The organism is Halovivax ruber XH-70 (assembly GCF_000328525.1).
In the GTDB taxonomy this organism is placed as follows: Archaea; Halobacteriota; Halobacteria; order Halobacteriales; family Natrialbaceae; genus Halovivax; species Halovivax ruber.
This window is the reverse complement of sequence record NC_019964.1, coordinates 63,082-77,132: the sequence shown is the minus strand read 5'-3', so window position 1 is coordinate 77,132 and position 14,051 is coordinate 63,082. Positions and strand designations below refer to the sequence as shown.

At 68.8% G+C, this 14,051-nt stretch carries 16 protein-coding genes; 7 read left to right on the top strand and 9 right to left on the bottom strand.

The annotated features are described in order from the left end of the window. Window positions 1–71 precede the first annotated feature (71 nt). Complete coding sequence (locus HALRU_RS00385) at window positions 72–314, bottom strand: hypothetical protein (protein ID WP_015299438.1); 243 nt, start codon at window positions 312–314, stop codon at window positions 72–74. A gap of 53 nt (window positions 315–367) precedes the next feature. Beyond that, window positions 368–1,066 carry a ribonuclease HII gene (gene rnhB / locus HALRU_RS00380; RefSeq protein WP_015299437.1) on the bottom strand — a complete coding sequence of 233 codons (699 nt, stop codon included), beginning with the start codon at window positions 1,064–1,066 and terminating at the stop codon, window positions 368–370. Window positions 1,067–1,164: 98 nt separating this feature from the next. Between rnhB and HALRU_RS00375 the strand changes: the two genes are divergently transcribed. After that, entirely contained in the window at window positions 1,165–1,620 is a 456-nt protein-coding gene (locus HALRU_RS00375; RefSeq protein WP_015299436.1) for a hypothetical protein, read from the top strand. 47 nt (window positions 1,621–1,667) lie between these two features. On the opposite strand, the gene HALRU_RS00370 is transcribed toward HALRU_RS00375, so the two are convergent. From HALRU_RS00370 to HALRU_RS00360, 4 genes are all read right to left on the bottom strand, one after another. Next, a complete protein-coding gene (locus tag HALRU_RS00370; RefSeq protein WP_015299435.1) occupies window positions 1,668–1,931 on the bottom strand; it encodes a type II toxin-antitoxin system RelE family toxin in 264 nt (87 codons plus the stop codon). Next, window positions 1,924–2,199: a ribbon-helix-helix domain-containing protein gene (locus HALRU_RS00365; RefSeq protein WP_015299434.1), complete on the bottom strand. Its 276-nt coding sequence runs from the start codon at window positions 2,197–2,199 to the stop codon at window positions 1,924–1,926. Before HALRU_RS00365 ends, HALRU_RS00370 begins: the two co-directional genes overlap by 8 nt. Window positions 2,200–2,294: 95 nt before the next feature. After that, complete coding sequence (locus tag HALRU_RS15520) at window positions 2,295–2,456, bottom strand: hypothetical protein (RefSeq protein WP_015299433.1); 162 nt, start codon at window positions 2,454–2,456, stop codon at window positions 2,295–2,297. After that, complete coding sequence (locus HALRU_RS00360) at window positions 2,453–3,934, bottom strand: tRNA pseudouridine(54/55) synthase Pus10 (protein ID WP_015299432.1); 1,482 nt, start codon at window positions 3,932–3,934, stop codon at window positions 2,453–2,455. The genes HALRU_RS15520 and HALRU_RS00360 overlap by 4 nt, the downstream gene beginning before the upstream one ends. Before the next feature lie 127 nt (window positions 3,935–4,061). On the opposite strand from HALRU_RS00360, the gene HALRU_RS00355 reads away from it, so the two are divergent. From HALRU_RS00355 to HALRU_RS00345, 3 genes are all read left to right on the top strand, one after another. Then, window positions 4,062–5,174, top strand: coding sequence for a S1C family serine protease (locus HALRU_RS00355; protein ID WP_015299431.1), 1,113 nt, complete (start codon window positions 4,062–4,064; stop codon window positions 5,172–5,174). Between the two features lie 187 nt (window positions 5,175–5,361). Then, a complete protein-coding gene (locus tag HALRU_RS00350) occupies window positions 5,362–5,562 on the top strand; it encodes a DUF7511 domain-containing protein (RefSeq protein ID WP_015299430.1) in 201 nt (66 codons plus the stop codon). Next, window positions 5,559–5,762, top strand: coding sequence for a hypothetical protein (locus tag HALRU_RS00345; protein ID WP_015299429.1), 204 nt, complete (start codon window positions 5,559–5,561; stop codon window positions 5,760–5,762). The genes HALRU_RS00350 and HALRU_RS00345 overlap by 4 nt, the downstream gene beginning before the upstream one ends. Window positions 5,763–5,815: 53 nt before the next feature. Here HALRU_RS00345 and alaS read toward each other — a convergent pair whose 3' ends face one another. Beyond that, window positions 5,816–8,593 (bottom strand): alanine--tRNA ligase, encoded by a 2,778-nt coding sequence (gene alaS, locus HALRU_RS00340; protein ID WP_015299428.1) that lies wholly within the window; start codon window positions 8,591–8,593, stop codon window positions 5,816–5,818. Between the two features lie 257 nt (window positions 8,594–8,850). On the opposite strand from alaS, the gene HALRU_RS00335 reads away from it, so the two are divergent. The 3 genes from HALRU_RS00335 to HALRU_RS00325 all read left to right on the top strand — a co-directional run bounded on the left by HALRU_RS00335 (window position 8,851) and on the right by HALRU_RS00325 (window position 12,178). After that, window positions 8,851–9,663, top strand: a complete 813-nt coding sequence (locus HALRU_RS00335; protein ID WP_015299427.1) for a hypothetical protein — start codon at window positions 8,851–8,853, stop codon at window positions 9,661–9,663. Continuing rightward, window positions 9,660–10,358 (top strand): hypothetical protein, encoded by a 699-nt coding sequence (locus HALRU_RS00330; RefSeq protein ID WP_015299426.1) that lies wholly within the window; start codon window positions 9,660–9,662, stop codon window positions 10,356–10,358. Before HALRU_RS00335 ends, HALRU_RS00330 begins: the two co-directional genes overlap by 4 nt. Before the next feature lie 104 nt (window positions 10,359–10,462). Further along, window positions 10,463–12,178 carry a hypothetical protein gene (locus tag HALRU_RS00325; protein WP_015299425.1) on the top strand — a complete coding sequence of 572 codons (1,716 nt, stop codon included), beginning with the start codon at window positions 10,463–10,465 and terminating at the stop codon, window positions 12,176–12,178. 130 nt (window positions 12,179–12,308) lie between these two features. On the opposite strand, the gene HALRU_RS00320 is transcribed toward HALRU_RS00325, so the two are convergent. After that, window positions 12,309–12,914 carry an OsmC family protein gene (locus tag HALRU_RS00320; RefSeq protein WP_148680366.1) on the bottom strand — a complete coding sequence of 202 codons (606 nt, stop codon included), beginning with the start codon at window positions 12,912–12,914 and terminating at the stop codon, window positions 12,309–12,311. A 200-nt stretch (window positions 12,915–13,114) separates the two neighbouring features. Then, window positions 13,115–13,939: a helix-turn-helix transcriptional regulator gene (locus tag HALRU_RS00315; RefSeq protein ID WP_015299423.1), complete on the bottom strand. Its 825-nt coding sequence runs from the start codon at window positions 13,937–13,939 to the stop codon at window positions 13,115–13,117. Window positions 13,940–14,051: the final 112 nt, after the last annotated feature.

Sequence of the window (14,051 nt, the reverse complement as noted above, 5' to 3'; positions counted from 1 at the left end):
GATCGCGGCCAGCGGGCCCAGCGAACGGAAATAAGTGAGAACGAGAAGCCGCCTCGCGCCGATGGGGCGGATCAGCGCCGACGTTCCGCAGCGACGGCCGTTCTGATCACCCGGGCGAGTCCGAGGACGGCGACGTACGTTCCCACCAGCGCGGTGCCGGCGAAAACCACGAAGCCGACCGCCGTCGGGCCGAGGCCGTCCAGCGCGAGAAACGGCGCACCGGCCGTCCGACCGATCCACGCGAGTAGCACACCGATCGCGATCCGGACGGCGCCCTCCCAGTAGTCGCCGTACTCCTCCGCCGTGTGTTGCATACGGGTGCCTGCGGACGGAACTGAGAAAAACCCTCCCCGTCTCCCTGCTGGCATCACTCGCCAGCGAAGTCGGCGAGGCCCGACTGCTGGGCGTCGGCGAGCACGTCACGGCAGGTCGCCCACGACCGGCGGGCACAGTCGGGGAGCCGGCCCGTCTCGTCCACGTGGGCTTCGAGGAACGCCCGTGTCTTCGGATCACTCGGGTAGCCGCTACCCGGATCCCCGTAGCCGGCGTCGGCGTAGGTGGCGGCGATGTCGGCCATCCGGGCGTCCCGTTCGACCTTCGCGACGATGCTCGCCGCGCCGACGAGCGGGTCGTCGGCGTCGGCGCCGTGTTTGGCCGCGACGTCGATCGGGGGCGAACAGGCGTCGGTCACCCGCCGGGCGAAGCGGTCCGCATCCGTGTCGCAGGCGTCACAGATGCCCGCGGGAGGATCGTCGTCGGTTCCCGCGCCATCCAGGCCCGCGTCGGCCAGCGCCGCCTCGATCGCTCCCGCGTGGGCGGCGACGGCGAGTCCGTTCATGTCCGTCTCCGGGTCGTCGATCCGGTCCGACGTGATCGCACAGACGCCGACGGCGACGTCGTCGGCCGCCCGGAGTCGCGCCGCCAAGTCCTCGCGCCGGTCCGGGGCGAGGTCCTTCGAGTCGGCCATCCCGTCGGGGAGGTGGCTGCGGTCGGCCACCCGGACGGCCACGGCGATCATCGGCCCGATAGCCGGCCCCTTCCCCGCCTCGTCGACGCCGAAGACCATCTGGTGGGTCATCGTCGGAGGGGCGCAAAATCGTTGTGACTCCGACCGGCCCGACCGAACGCTTATTGACCAGTACGCTGAACGACAGGTCGAATAAAATGAAGGGCGGGGTTGTCCGAACGGTCGAGACCGCCCTCGCTGTCGGCGTGCTCCTCGTCGTCTGGGTGATGAGTACGGGAGTCCCGGTCGAGTACCCGTCGTGGCCGGAGGTGGCCGGTTTTCCTGCCAATCCGGAACTGCTGGTGCCCGGCGCGCTGGCCATCGTCGTGCTCGTCAGCGCGATCCGGACGAGCGCTTCGATCGTTTCGGGCGGTATCACCGCCATCAAGAGTGTTCACGCCCTCTGGACGGCGGGGATCGGGCTCCTCGCTGCAGTGACACTCTTTCTGTCGGTCGTGAGCCTCCACGCGTTGTACGCCGATATCGGCGGCTGCGTCTTCTTCGGCGGCTTGCTCACTCTCTCGGCCGGAATCCCGCTCGCACTACTGGTTCTCGGGCGGCGGGCGTTCGAGGCGGTCACACTGTACCGCCAATACGACGCTGTAAACGGATAGTTTTCGGCACCCGCCCAAATGTCACCAAGTCGTACGAACGAAAGTCGTTACGGAGGAAGATGGCGATCGTACACGTTTCGTCGGTGGCCGACGGCCTCAACGAGCAGTCGATCCGCCGACCGATCCCAGGTGATGATAGCTCGGTAGTCCCCGATACGAAGTTTGTAGTACGGATATCCGGCAAGCGGTTCCAGCCGGTGATCGGTCCACTCTGTCGCTTCGTCGACCTTGTTGAATACGCGATCGGCTACCTGGGGTTCCAGAGCATCCAACTGAGATAGGGCCGTCTCGGTGTACTCGACGTCAGTCATCCAGTCCAAGTCGTTCGCGTGCTTCGTCTACAGAGACCGTCTCACCCTGACGATCCTCCCGACGGCTATCGCTGAGGGCATCGAGTGTCTCGTCGGAGAGTTCCTGCGGTGGCGTTACCCAGTCCCGGAGTGCGTCACGAATCGCCTCCGACTTGCTCGTATAGCCACGACGTTCCCACTCTTCGTCGATTCGAGCGGAGAGCGATTCCGGGACGCGGACGTTGATTTTCTCCATCCGGCCATCGCCAGCGTTCGTGTCTGTACTCATGTGTTGTGATACGCCTGTATCACAGTTAAACCCTCGGTCGGCTTTGGAAACGACAGCCGAACTATCCAGGTCAACTCCCGGTAAGCAAGTCTACGTCACCGCGTCAGCCGGAACCGGAAGACGATGTACACGAGGATCAGCACGAAGGTGCCAGCGAAGAGGTACTCGCCCGAATCGATGGCGTAAGCCAGTCCGATCGCGTTGAGCGCGATGCCGAGGAGGTAGAGGGCGTGGAGTTGTCGGTCGGAGGGGGTCACTCGCCATCACCGGTGTCGTCGCCGGATTCGTCTCCGTCGCCAGTCTCCTCCGCGTCACCGGATTCGCCTCCGCCGTCGGCGGCCTCGTCTTTGAAGTAGTCGGCGCGTTCGAACGGTTCGTCCTCGCCCTCGACAGCGAGCACGTCGAGAGCTGCCACCTCGGCGCCGGTGTCGAGCAGACCAGCCACGCTCGGCTCGGTGCGGCCGTCGTCCCCGCTGATGAGTTCCTTGATGTAGAGACCGCCGGCGCCGTGGACCTCGATGGTGGCGGTGGTGTCCACGTCTTCTGGCTCCAGGAGTTCCGTCTCGACGCTGTCGGCCATCGTCTCGGTGATCCCCGGCTCGCCGTCGATGGCGTAGACGGTCCGCTCACGGGTCAGCTCGGCCCGGCGGTGGTCGACCCGCTGGGGCGTGTACTGCTCGACGGTGGTTCCCTCGAGTTCGGCGAACGCCTCGTCGAGGGAAGTCGCGCTCACCGGCTCGTCGAACTGGACGGCGGCGCGGTAGCGCTTGCTGGCGTCGTGTTCCTTGACGCGTTCGACCATGTCGTGGGTCGCGAGGCGGAGGCCCTCGACTTCGACGGCGCCCGCCGCGGCCTCGTTGATCTCGGCTTCGAGCGCCTCGACGTCGGGCGTCCGGTGGTGGGGGTGTTTGACCTCGAGAACGAACGGGCGGCCGGTGCCGAGCATCCGGGCGTCGACGTCCTCCCGGCCTGCCCCGTGGAAGGTGCCCTCACGGCCGTCCATCGCCGCGACGACGTGCGGGCGAACCGTCTCCTCGATACTCGTGTCGTAGAGGTAGCCCGAGCCGCCGCAGTAGTCACAGGGCTCCTCGCCGTCGTCGGTGAGCTGGGTGCCGCTGCCGCCACACTCCCGGCAGGGCCACTCCGTCTGTGGAATGTCGCGCTCGATCTTGCGGTAGCGGCCGTAGACGAACGCGGGGTTGATCTGACGGTCGACGGCGTGGGCCGTGACGGCTTCGCCGTCTTCGAGGATCGCGTACGGGCCGAACGCCGAGAGGTCGACGATGCAGAGGACGTCCGGCCGGTCGAAGTCGACCTCGGCGCCGGTTCGCGCGCCGACGCGGCGGCCGACCTCGCGATTGACCTCTCGTTTGAGGGGTTCGCCGGCGTCAGGTTCCATGCCGGCGTCCTCGCGGAGCAGGCGGTCGTTCTCCTCGACCAGCGGCGGGACGACCGTCCCGACCTGGTAGGTAGCGAAGTCGACGCCATCGAGGGTCTCGACGACGGCCTCGGCGAGCGCATCGAACGTCCCGCAGTAGCCCTCGCAGACCCAGCACTCGACGGGGTCGACCGGCTCGTACGGCTCGTCCGCCTCGAGGGCCAGCGTGGTCCGTAGCGCCCGGCCGCGCTCGTCGTTTCGCAGGCCGAAGCTTCGGTCGGCGAACGGCCGCCCGAGGCAGGCGTCACAGACGGGGCCGCCTGCAAGCAGGTCGGCCGCCGCATCCGTGAGAGTCATTGGGCCTAGGTGGGGCGGGCGGGCCTAACACGCTTTCCATTCGCGCGCTCGCACCGCGCACCTGCCTCGGCTCTCACGCGAAGTACCGGATCACGGACTTGAAGGTGGTCCGGGTCGTGGCCGGCATATGGACGATCCGGCTCCCTCTCGCAGAGCGTTTCTGGCGGCCGGTGGCGGCGGGATACTGGCCGCCATCGCCGGGTGCGCAGAACCCGGGTCCCGCGCGCAGGCGGGTCGGGGCGACTCCTCGCTCCCCAGCGCCGTCGACTTCGACGAGCGCGCCGACGGAACGGTCTACACCGGGATCTACGCGGACGTCATCGACTCGGTCGCGATGGTGACGGTCAGCGGCGGCGAAGACGAGAACGGCGAACAGATCGGCGGCCAGGGATCGGCGTTCGTCTACGACGGCCACCTCGTGACGAACAACCACGTCGTCGAAGGAGCGAGCACGATCCAGTTGCAGTACACGAACGGCGACTGGACGGAAGCCGAGGTCGTCGGCACCGACGTCTACAGCGACCTGGCCGCCCTGGACGTCGTCCACCGGCCCGAGGCCGCCACCTCGCTCTCGTTCACCGACGTCCTCCCGACCGTCGGCCAGGAGGTCGTCGCGGTGGGCAACCCGTACGGTCTCGAAGGCACGATGAGCCGCGGGATCGTCAGCGGTGTGAACCGCTCGCTCCCGGGCCCGAACGACTACGACATCCCGAACGCCGTCCAGACCGACGCGGGCGTGAATCCGGGCAACAGCGGCGGCCCGCTGCTCGACATGGACGGTCGCGTCGTCGGTATGATCAACGCCGGCATCGTCGAGGGCGTCGGCTTCGCCATCTCGGCCGCGCTGGCGACTCGCGTCCTCCCCAGCCTGATCGAGACCGGCCGATACGAGCACCCGCGGATGGGCGTCAGGCTACGCGAGGTGACGCCCGCCGTCGCGGCCGCCAACGACCTCGAAGAAGCCACCGGCGTCATGATCGTCGAGACGCCCCGCGACGGGCCGGCCGACGGGGTCCTGCAGGGCGCCGACGGACAGGTCGCCCGCGACGGCGTCCCTATCCCCGTCGGCGGCGATGTCGTCGTCGGCCTCGCCGGCGAACCGGTTCCGGACAACCACGCCCTCTCGCGCGTCCTCTCCCTCCAGACGAGCCCCGGCCAGACCGTCGCGGTCGAACTCATCCGCGACGGCGAGCGCACGACCGTCGACCTGACACTCGGCGCCCGGCCGGTCTCCCCCTGACGCCTTCGGACACGCAGAAGCGGTGACGACGCGCCGTGAACGGTGCCACCGTCGGCCGAAAAACCCTCTCGTCGCCCGGTACGCACCGCCTTCTCGCCGGTAGGCGCCGGCAACTCACTCCACCCGCGCGTGTAGCCCTTCGATAACAATGCCCGATTCACGCGTAGCAGGGCTGGCCCGAACACACATGAGCACCGCACCCGACACCGAGTGGCCGGCGGTAGCCACCGATGAACCGACCGACTGCTTCGAGCACGTGATCGTCGACCAGCCGACCGGGCCCGACGAGTGTGCGTTCGTCCCGCCAGCGGACGCCTCAGCGTCGGAATCCACCGTCTGGATCCGCGCTACCGGCGACGGATTCGTCGACAGAGAGCGGATGCGATGAGCACCGATCGTCAATCCGCACTCGCCGTCACGCCCTCGCTAACAGCCGTCTCCTTCTGGGCCGGGACGCTGTTACCGATCGTCTACCTCCCGCTGTTGCTGGCCGGTGTGGACTCCGGTCTGCGCTTCGGGCTCCTGGTCGCCCTGCTCGCACTCAACGTCGTCGCGCTCGTGCTCGGCCACGACTATCCGCGGGCGTGAGGACCGGTCGAAGAATTCCTGCGAGCGACGGGCAGACCGATCGAGGCCAGTGTTCAGGCGTTGCGTACCTGCCGGAGGATCTCCGGCGCGGCCTCGAGGGCGTCCGCCAGCGCGTCGACGTCGGGACCGCCGCCCTGCGCGAAGTCGGCGGGGCCGCCACCACCGCCGCCGACCTGTGCGGCGAGTTCGCCGACGACCTCGCCGGCGTTGACGCCGACGCCGTCGGGAACGGCGACGACGAACTGGGCGCTGTCCGTGCCGCTACCGAGGACGGCGATCTGGCCCTCCTCGACGAACGCGGACGCGGTCGCGCGGAGTTCGTCGACGTCGGCGTCGATGCGCTGGACGACCGCGGTCGCCTCGCCGACGTCGACCTCCGTGGCGTCGTCGGTGTTGCCGGCCCGGGCCGTCGCTAACTGTTCTTCGAGTTCGTCGATGCGCTTGCCGCGGTCCTTCCAGGCCTCGAAGAAGCGCTCGGCCGTCTCGGGAACGTCCTGCGGATCGACGTCCAGGATCTCGGCGGCCTCGTAGAGGGCGTTCTCGGTCTCCTGGGTGGCCCGGATGGCGGCCTCGCCCGCCGCGAAGACGAGGCGCTCGACGCCGTCCTGGACGCGCTCGGTCGAGCGAATCTTGATCGCGCCGATGTCGCCCGTGCGAGCGACGTGGGTGCCGCCGCAGGCCTGGACGTCCTCGGCGACGTGGATCAGGCGGATGTTCTCGCCCGGTGGCACGCCGCCCTGATAGAGGTCGAAGCCGTGCTCGGCCTCGGCCTCGTTGCGGTGGGGCCACTCCTGGGAGACCTGGACGTTCGCCGTGACGAGGTCGTTCGCGACGCGTTCGATCGCCTCGACCTCCTCGCGGGAGAGCCGGTCGTAGTGGCGGACGTCGAGCCGGGAGGAGTCGACACCCTTCTGGGCGCCGGCCTGGCGGATGTGCTCGCCCAGCACCTCGCGGGCCGCGTGGCCGACGATGTGTGTCGCCGTGTGGTGGGCCATGAGCTGTCGCCGCCGGTCGGCGTCGATCCGGCCCGTGACGAACTCACCCTTGCCGAGTTCGTCGTCGGTCCGGTGGAGGATCACGCCGCCTTCCTCCTGGACGTCCGTGACGTCGACGGTGGTTTCATCGGTCGAGAGTGTCCCCCTATCGGCGGGCTGGCCACCACCCTCGGGGTAGAAGTGCGTCCCGTCCAGGACGACGTCGTAGCCGTCGTCGTGCTCGAAGACGTCGAGGACGACCGCCTCGAACTGGGTGCGTTCCTGATCGTCGTAGTAGCGTTTTTCCGTCTCGGGGAGGTCCGCAAACCGATCCTCGTCGCCGCTCTGGGCGGTGGCGGCGACTTCCTCGTCGTGTCGCGAGGCGACGAGCGCGTAGAAGTCGTCCGGAACCTCGACGTCGGCGCCGTGGTCGTCGGCGATCTCGGCGACCGTGTCCGGCTGGATGCCGTGGGAGTCGTAGAGCTCGATGAGGTCGTCCGTCGGGATCGGTTCCTCGCGTTCGGCGTACTCCTCGGCCAGATCCTCGACGCGGCGGCTCCCGCGTTCTAACGTCTCGCGATACTTCTCGACTTCCGTCCGCACGATGTCGCGGATCGTGTCGCGGTTCTCGTAGCCCAGGCGTTCGGCCTGCATGTCGACGAGTTCGTCGAGCGGGGCGTCGACGCCGACGGTGTCACAGAGGCGTTTCATCCGGCGCAGGACCATCCGCGCGAGATAGCCCGTCGCGACGTTCGAGGGGACGATGCCGTCGCCGAGCATGTACGCGAGCGTGCGTGAGTGATCGGCGATGGCGTAGATGTGCTCTAGCGGCTCGACGAGGTCGCGCAGTTCGGCGACGTCCACGCCGAGTTCCGCCGCGATGTCGCCGCGGGCTGCCTCGACGTCGTCGACGTCGTCGATGTCGAGATTTCCGGAGAGGCGGGCCGCCTGGCCGACGAGATCGGACTCCTCGTCGGTGTAGGAGAGGCCGGCGTTGTCCTTCAGGAACGCGATCATCTCCGGGTAGATGGCCTCGTAGACCGTCGGCGTGCCCTGGCTCATCCAGGTCCAGCGTTCGAGGCCGTAGCCGGTGTCGACGACGTAGGTGTCCATGTAGGAGTAGGTGTTCCCGTCCTTGAGTTCGTACTCGCCGTCGGGATCCTGCTTCATACACATGAAGACCAGCGTCGCGAGTTCGAGGCCCTTGTAGATGACCTCGATCGCGGGACCGGCGTTGCCGCCGCCGACCCACGGGTCCTCGATGTAGGTGACCTCGGTGATGTCCGCGCCGAGTTCGTCGAGCAGTTCGTCGCAGAGTTCGACGGTTCGGTCCTTCCAGTAGACTTCGCCCTCGAAGGCGTACTGCCCGGGATCGTCGAGATCCTCGCGGGCGTTGAACGCGTGGTGGGCCATCATCTCGAAGGCCATCGTGTGCCGGCCGGTCTTGCCGACGTTATCGATGTCCTGCATCCGGATACACGGTTGCGAGATGGTCAACGGGTTCGCCGGCGGCGGCGTCTGGCCCGACGTGACCAGCGGCTGGAAGTCGTAGATCGACGCCTGGGTGAGCAGGACGTCGTCACGCCAGCGGTTCGCCGCGACCGGGTACGGCTCGATGCGCTCGTGGTCGTGGTCTTCGAAGAACGAGAGGAAGGCCTCTCGCATCTCCTCCAAGGTGAACTCCTCGTCGAAGCCGGGATCGCCGATGAAGTCGTACGTCGCACACGGCGGCTCCCCACACACCTCGCGCTCCGGATCACGCGTCCAGAAGTGATTCCCACAGGAGACACACTCCACACGCTCGAACCCCTCCTCCCTGAAGTACTCGAGACGGTACTCCTCCTCGAGGTCGCTCATTGGTGCGTTTTCGCGCCGGAGCGGGTAAAACAGTTCCGCACCCGCCCCAGCGCGGGCGAACGGCGCGCGGCGTGATCGGGGTGGACGACGCGTTCGGTGGCGGTCGACGTGACCGGAGAGGTCGGCGTGTTCGGAGGGGGGTCGGCGTGTTCGGTGGTGGGCGACGTGATCGATGAGGGCCGCAGAGCGAGTGCGTCCCTGCCCAGTTGCGGCCGGGTCGAAACTGTCAATACAACTCACAGAGAAGGACAGATTAGATGACCAATAGCTCTGAAGATATATTATTCCACAGTATCCATGAAGATCGGGCAGGAGAGGCCGGTGGCGACGGCCGAGCCAGCGGCCAGTCCGATCCCCGGCCGGGGACTAACCACGACGCGGAGTCGAGCCGACGTCGCCGAACGGTCCTCCGGGATCTCGGTGCCATCGGTCTCGCCGCAGTCGGTGGACTCGCGCTGGCCCCGTCGCCACCCACGCGCCCGTCGACCGTGGCCGCCGCGACCGACGACGCGGGCGCGTTCGACGGCGCACACATCGAGAGCGAAGGGGCGAGTCCGATCGCTCGCTACCACTACGAGCCGACGGACGACGGCTTCGCGTCGACGTGTCCCATCAACGTCGTCTTCCCACTCGCCGACGCCGAAGTCGGCCTCGACAGCGTGATGGCGGTCCTCGAGGCGGCCGGCTGGACGCGACACGTCGAGGAGTACGCCCGGTACGCGTGGGATCCGACCCAGGACGCGTACGTCCACCAGCACGCGACGGCGGCCGAATCCCCACTCGGCCTGCACGGCCGCCTGCACGTCCGGTGCTGGGAGTTCGAGGGCATCGTCTCGATGCAGGCCCACGAGGACACGCCCGTCCGGCCCACACACGGGATCACCACCTACGTCGGCGCTCGCGAGACGATCGAAGCGATCTACGACGCGGCCGGCTGGCGCGTCACACCCCGTGCGCTCGACCTCGCGAACGGCGACGCCGTGGATCACGACGGGCGCGCATCGCTCGTTCGGCCGCCCGCACCCGATCGGCGGGGGTTGCACGAGGGGGCACGGGAGCGGTCGGCATGAGCGACGAGTCGGTGGGGTCGGCGGGCGAGCCGTCCGAGGAACCCTCGACGCCGGACGCGAGTGCGATCGGTCGAACGGGGTCGACCCGACTCGGCTTCGATCGATCACTGTTCGGCCTCGAGGAACGCCGGACCGCCCTCACGCTGCGAACCCTCCTCGCCCTGTGGGGGCTCTACGCACTCAGCGCGCTCACGCGAGGCGAGCTCCGTGGCGGCACGCTGCAGACACTCTCGCCGACGTTCGACGCGTTGAGTACGGTCCTCATTCTGGTGGGGCTCTTCGTCGCGACGCTCGGCCCCATCGGCTACGCGATCTGGAACGGCGGGCCGATTCTGGCGTTCGCCATCGCGCTCGCGCCCGAACTCGTCGGGGAGCTCTTCGCGTTCCGCTGGACCCTCGACCTGGACCTCGCCGTGTCGCTGACGACGGGTGCGGCCGGCGCTGCCGCTGCCCTCGCCGTCACCGGCGTCAGAACGCGCCGGTCACAACCCGGTGAGCCACTGTCGATGCCGTCGCGCCAGCACGTCCTCGCCGTCGGCATCGTCGTCGCTGGTTCGGCCGGCGCCGTGACCCGCTTCGCGCTGCAGGCACCGACGCGAGTGCTGTCGGCCTACCGACCGTTCGCGCTCTACTGGCTCGTCCCGCTCGCCGTCGGGGCCCTGTTCGCCGTCTCACTCCGTCGACGCGGCGCGTAGCGCGCCATCACGCCGCGGACGAGTCTGACTGATTAGCCACTGACACAGACAATACTTACATTACGACATCCACGCATAGCGTACGGACGAGACGGCCGAAACCGATGTCGGATACCCGAACAGTGGTCTACGTCGCCGCGACGATCGAGGCCGCCGAGAGCGGTGCGTCCGCACTGGAATCGGTGGCGGACGGCCTCGCCGTCGAACCGGCGACGACCGTCGAGGAGGTGGGATACGCCGCCGAGATGACCGACTGCGTCGTCTTCGCCGAGACGCCGACGACCGCCGAGGGCGCGGCCATCCTCGACGTGATCGACGCCGCGGCGGGGACGCCCCTGATCCTCTTTTGCGAGCGATCGTTCGACCCGGCGATGGCCCACTCGACCGACGGCGTCGACGCCTACGTCCGCAGTGACACCCCCGACGCCGTGGCACACCTCGCCGACGAGGTGGCGTGGCTGTGTTCGCCCGGCACCGAGACGGGGGTGTCGGTCGGCGAGGACGACCGCCACCGGCGGGCCGCCGCCCACCTCGGATCGGCGTACGAACGGCTCACGCGCCGGGTGGCCGAACTGGCGACCGAGCGCGATCGATTCGAGACCGCGGCCGGCCACCTCGCGGGGGTGGCCGATGGGCTTCGCGAGGAGCGCGACTGGCTCGGTGACGAGTGCGACCAGCTTCGTGAGGAACGCGACCGGTTCGAGCGGGCCGTTTCGATCGTCCCCCAACCCGTCTGCCTCTACACCGTCGAGTCGGCGGGGACGGCGACCGTCAGGACCGTCAACGACGCCTTCACGGCCACGTTCGGCGTCGACCCCGACACCGCACGGGGAGCAGCGGTGCCCGACGTCGTCGACGCGGCGGGGGTCGAGGTCGACGACGAGCGCTTCCGCGCCGCCCTCGATCCGGCGGACGCCGAGCGAAACTGGGTCACCGGAGAGCGACCGGCCGCCGGTCCGACGGTCGCCCCCGCAGGCGGTGGCGAGGCGAGCGACGGGACGACGTCAGCGGACGCCATCGCCGGTGGCGAGGGTGGCCAGTCGACGCTCGACGGGCGATACGACGGGACCGACGGCGTGCGTGCGATTACGGTCACGGTCGTCCCCCCGGCCACTGCGGGTGAGGGCCCGGGAGCCGACACCGGCCTCGTCGCCTGCAGGGACGTCACCGAGCGGCGTCGTGCCGAGGAGGAACTGGCCGCCCGGTCGCGGCGGCTGGAGTCGATCGCCGAACTGGTCGAGTCGGACCTCCAGGAACCGCTCAACGTCGCCCGCGGCTACCTCGAGGTCGCCGAGGAGACGGGCGATCGAGAGCACTTCGCCGAGATCGACGACGCCCACGACGCGCTCGCCGAGACGACCGCCCACCTCACCCGACTCGTGGGCCGCGACGCCGTCGTCGTCGAGCGAGACAGGATCGACCTCCACGACCTGGCGCGCGAGGCCTGGGGCGGCGCCGACACCGGCGACGCCTCGCTCGATCTCGGCCCGAACGCTCGCTTCGAGGGCCAGCGAGACCGATTGCTGGCGATGGTCGAGGAACTGCTGTCGACCGCGAGCGGGGCGGCGAGCACTGGCGACGGCGCCGACGGAGCGGACACGGGCGCGGCGCCGGTCGTCGCCGTCGGCGCCACCGACGACGGGTTCTACGTCGCCGGCCGATCGGCAGGTGACGGCGGGGTTGGGACGGCCACGGCCGACATGCGCAGTGACCGCGTCGAACGCGTCGCCGCGACCCACGGCTGGCACGTCGGCGTCTCCGAGAGCGAGGAGGGGGCGGCAGTCGCGTTCCGCGGCGTGGTTATCGAGGAAGTGGTGTGAAGGGGTCGCGGACGGCCTCGGCTGGTTTTCAGGCACCGCCAGGTAGAAATGAGAGCCGACGCCCGCGACGTCGCGGCCCGCACGGTCGAGTTTCTCCGCGTCGAGGGCGTCGCGCAGCGCGGCGTACCGGTCAGTCGTCGCCCGCCACCTTCGCGGGAGTGGTGATGTCCATCTCGACGTCCTGAGCGAGCGAGACGAGCGTGTAGACGGGCGCGCGTCGGGCCCACTCGTCGACCTGCTCCGCGTCGACGTCCGGGCCGTCGATCTCGATCTCGGCGGTCAGGTTTTCGTAGACCGACTCCGCCTCGTGAAGGTCCGCGAGGCTGAAGAGGACCGCCGGGTCGAAGTCGGTGCGAACGTGGGTCCGCAGCGAGTCGATCTCGACGCCGTTCGCGGCGGCGTTGATCGAGATGCCGACGTTGAGACAGGCGGCGAGCGCCGACAGCGCGGCTTCGACGGGCTCGATCCGATCCGTCGCGCCAATCCAGCCGCCGGCGTCCAGCACCTCCTTCCAGGCTCCGTACGGGATGGTGTACTCGCGCGTCTCGCGGGCGATCGTCTCGCCGCCGAGTTCGTAGCTGTCCACCTTCGCCAGGCTGTGGGCGGCCATCCCCTCGTAGGTCGCCGACGCTCCGAGACCGAGCTGGACCGCGTCGGGATCTGTGGCCGCGTGTTCGGCGAACCCCTCGAGGGTTTCGCGATCGATTCCGTGTGCAATGGGTGTGTCGTCAGTCATGGTCGTCGCCTCCGGCAGTCCTTCGTAGGATCCCGAGAGTCGAGAAGGCATCTCGTGACAAACCGGCGGCGCCTGCCGGACGTGGACACCCCGGCCGTGAGGCACCCACTGCTCCCTGGCCAGGTCGTGACCGAGTGTCACACTTCGGCGTGAACGTGGTCCGCAACTGGCGAAGTTACCGGCAGTCGTCGACGAGCTGGTTACTCGGCGATCCGAGGGGGTTCGACGGCCCGGGCGTCGGCCGCGTATCGCTCGACCGTCGACCGGGCCCACTCGCGGACCGCCGGGTCGTCGGTGTCGATCAGCGCCTGCACCGTCCCGCTGCCCGCCTCGTAGCAGCTGACGATCACCCGGTCGTCGAGCAGCCCGACGCCGTAGGCCGGCAGGTCGTCGTGTGCGAGGACCGTGAAATTGTCCCGCCGGACCATCGCCGCGGCGTGTTCGGGGTACGTCGAGAAGAAGTAGGCGTGACACGCCGGCCGGTCGATCAGCGTGAGCTCGACGCCGTCGTCGAGCAAGTCCTCAAGCAGGTCGAAACAGAACTCCATGAGGGCGACCTCGGGTCGCAGGAATCGGACCGCGCTCGTCCGCCCGAGGAGCGTTTCGAACCGCTTTACCGGGCGGTACGGGGCGTCGGGCTCGGCGGCAGTGACGGTCAGTTCGCCCCAGGTCTCGATCGAGAGGTCGCCGATCGCCGCGGGGAGCCAGTCCCAGACGGCGCGCACCGAGCGCTCGGTTTCGACCCGGGCCAGCAGCCGCTCCATCTCGGCCGCGATCACTTCCCCCGGCCGGGTCGCAACGTACTGGTAGCCCTCCTTGTGGACCCAGCTGCGGGCCTCGAACGCGGCGATCGTCCGCCGCATCGTGGAGGCGGACACGCCCGTCAGCTCGCAGAGTTCCGACCGGCTCCGCGGGCGCTCTGTCATCGCGACGAGCGCGGGAACGCGGTGGCCGGAACGGACCAGGTAGGCGACGTCGCCGGTCGGCGAATCGCCGTGATAGTGGTTCGCGGTATCCCCGCCCATGAGAAGAGTACACATGGTGACGCGAAAACGATTGCCCTCTCTCACGCAACGACTGGCCGTAACCGGGCTGATCGGGCGCCAAGACGGGCAGCCTCGTCGACAGAGATCCGGA

Coding starts and splice junctions, on each gene's coding strand:
- HALRU_RS00375 (WP_015299436.1), top strand. CDS start 1,165: ATGAAGGGCGGGGTTGTCCGAACGGTCGAGACCGCCCTCGCTGTCGGC.
- HALRU_RS00320 (WP_148680366.1), bottom strand. CDS start 12,914: ATGACTGACGACACACCCATTGCACACGGAATCGATCGCGAAACCCTC.
- HALRU_RS00350 (WP_015299430.1), top strand. CDS start 5,362: ATGAGCACCGCACCCGACACCGAGTGGCCGGCGGTAGCCACCGATGAA.
- rnhB (WP_015299437.1), bottom strand. CDS start 1,066: ATGGTCTTCGGCGTCGACGAGGCGGGGAAGGGGCCGGCTATCGGGCCG.
- HALRU_RS00360 (WP_015299432.1), bottom strand. CDS start 3,934: ATGACTCTCACGGATGCGGCGGCCGACCTGCTTGCAGGCGGCCCCGTC.
- HALRU_RS00325 (WP_015299425.1), top strand. CDS start 10,463: ATGTCGGATACCCGAACAGTGGTCTACGTCGCCGCGACGATCGAGGCC.
- alaS (WP_015299428.1), bottom strand. CDS start 8,593: ATGAGCGACCTCGAGGAGGAGTACCGTCTCGAGTACTTCAGGGAGGAG.
- HALRU_RS00370 (WP_015299435.1), bottom strand. CDS start 1,931: ATGACTGACGTCGAGTACACCGAGACGGCCCTATCTCAGTTGGATGCT.
- HALRU_RS00365 (WP_015299434.1), bottom strand. CDS start 2,199: ATGAGTACAGACACGAACGCTGGCGATGGCCGGATGGAGAAAATCAAC.
- HALRU_RS00345 (WP_015299429.1), top strand. CDS start 5,559: ATGAGCACCGATCGTCAATCCGCACTCGCCGTCACGCCCTCGCTAACA.
- HALRU_RS00330 (WP_015299426.1), top strand. CDS start 9,660: ATGAGCGACGAGTCGGTGGGGTCGGCGGGCGAGCCGTCCGAGGAACCC.
- HALRU_RS00335 (WP_015299427.1), top strand. CDS start 8,851: ATGACCAATAGCTCTGAAGATATATTATTCCACAGTATCCATGAAGAT.
- HALRU_RS00355 (WP_015299431.1), top strand. CDS start 4,062: ATGGACGATCCGGCTCCCTCTCGCAGAGCGTTTCTGGCGGCCGGTGGC.
- HALRU_RS00315 (WP_015299423.1), bottom strand. CDS start 13,939: ATGGGCGGGGATACCGCGAACCACTATCACGGCGATTCGCCGACCGGC.
- HALRU_RS00385 (WP_015299438.1), bottom strand. CDS start 314: ATGCAACACACGGCGGAGGAGTACGGCGACTACTGGGAGGGCGCCGTC.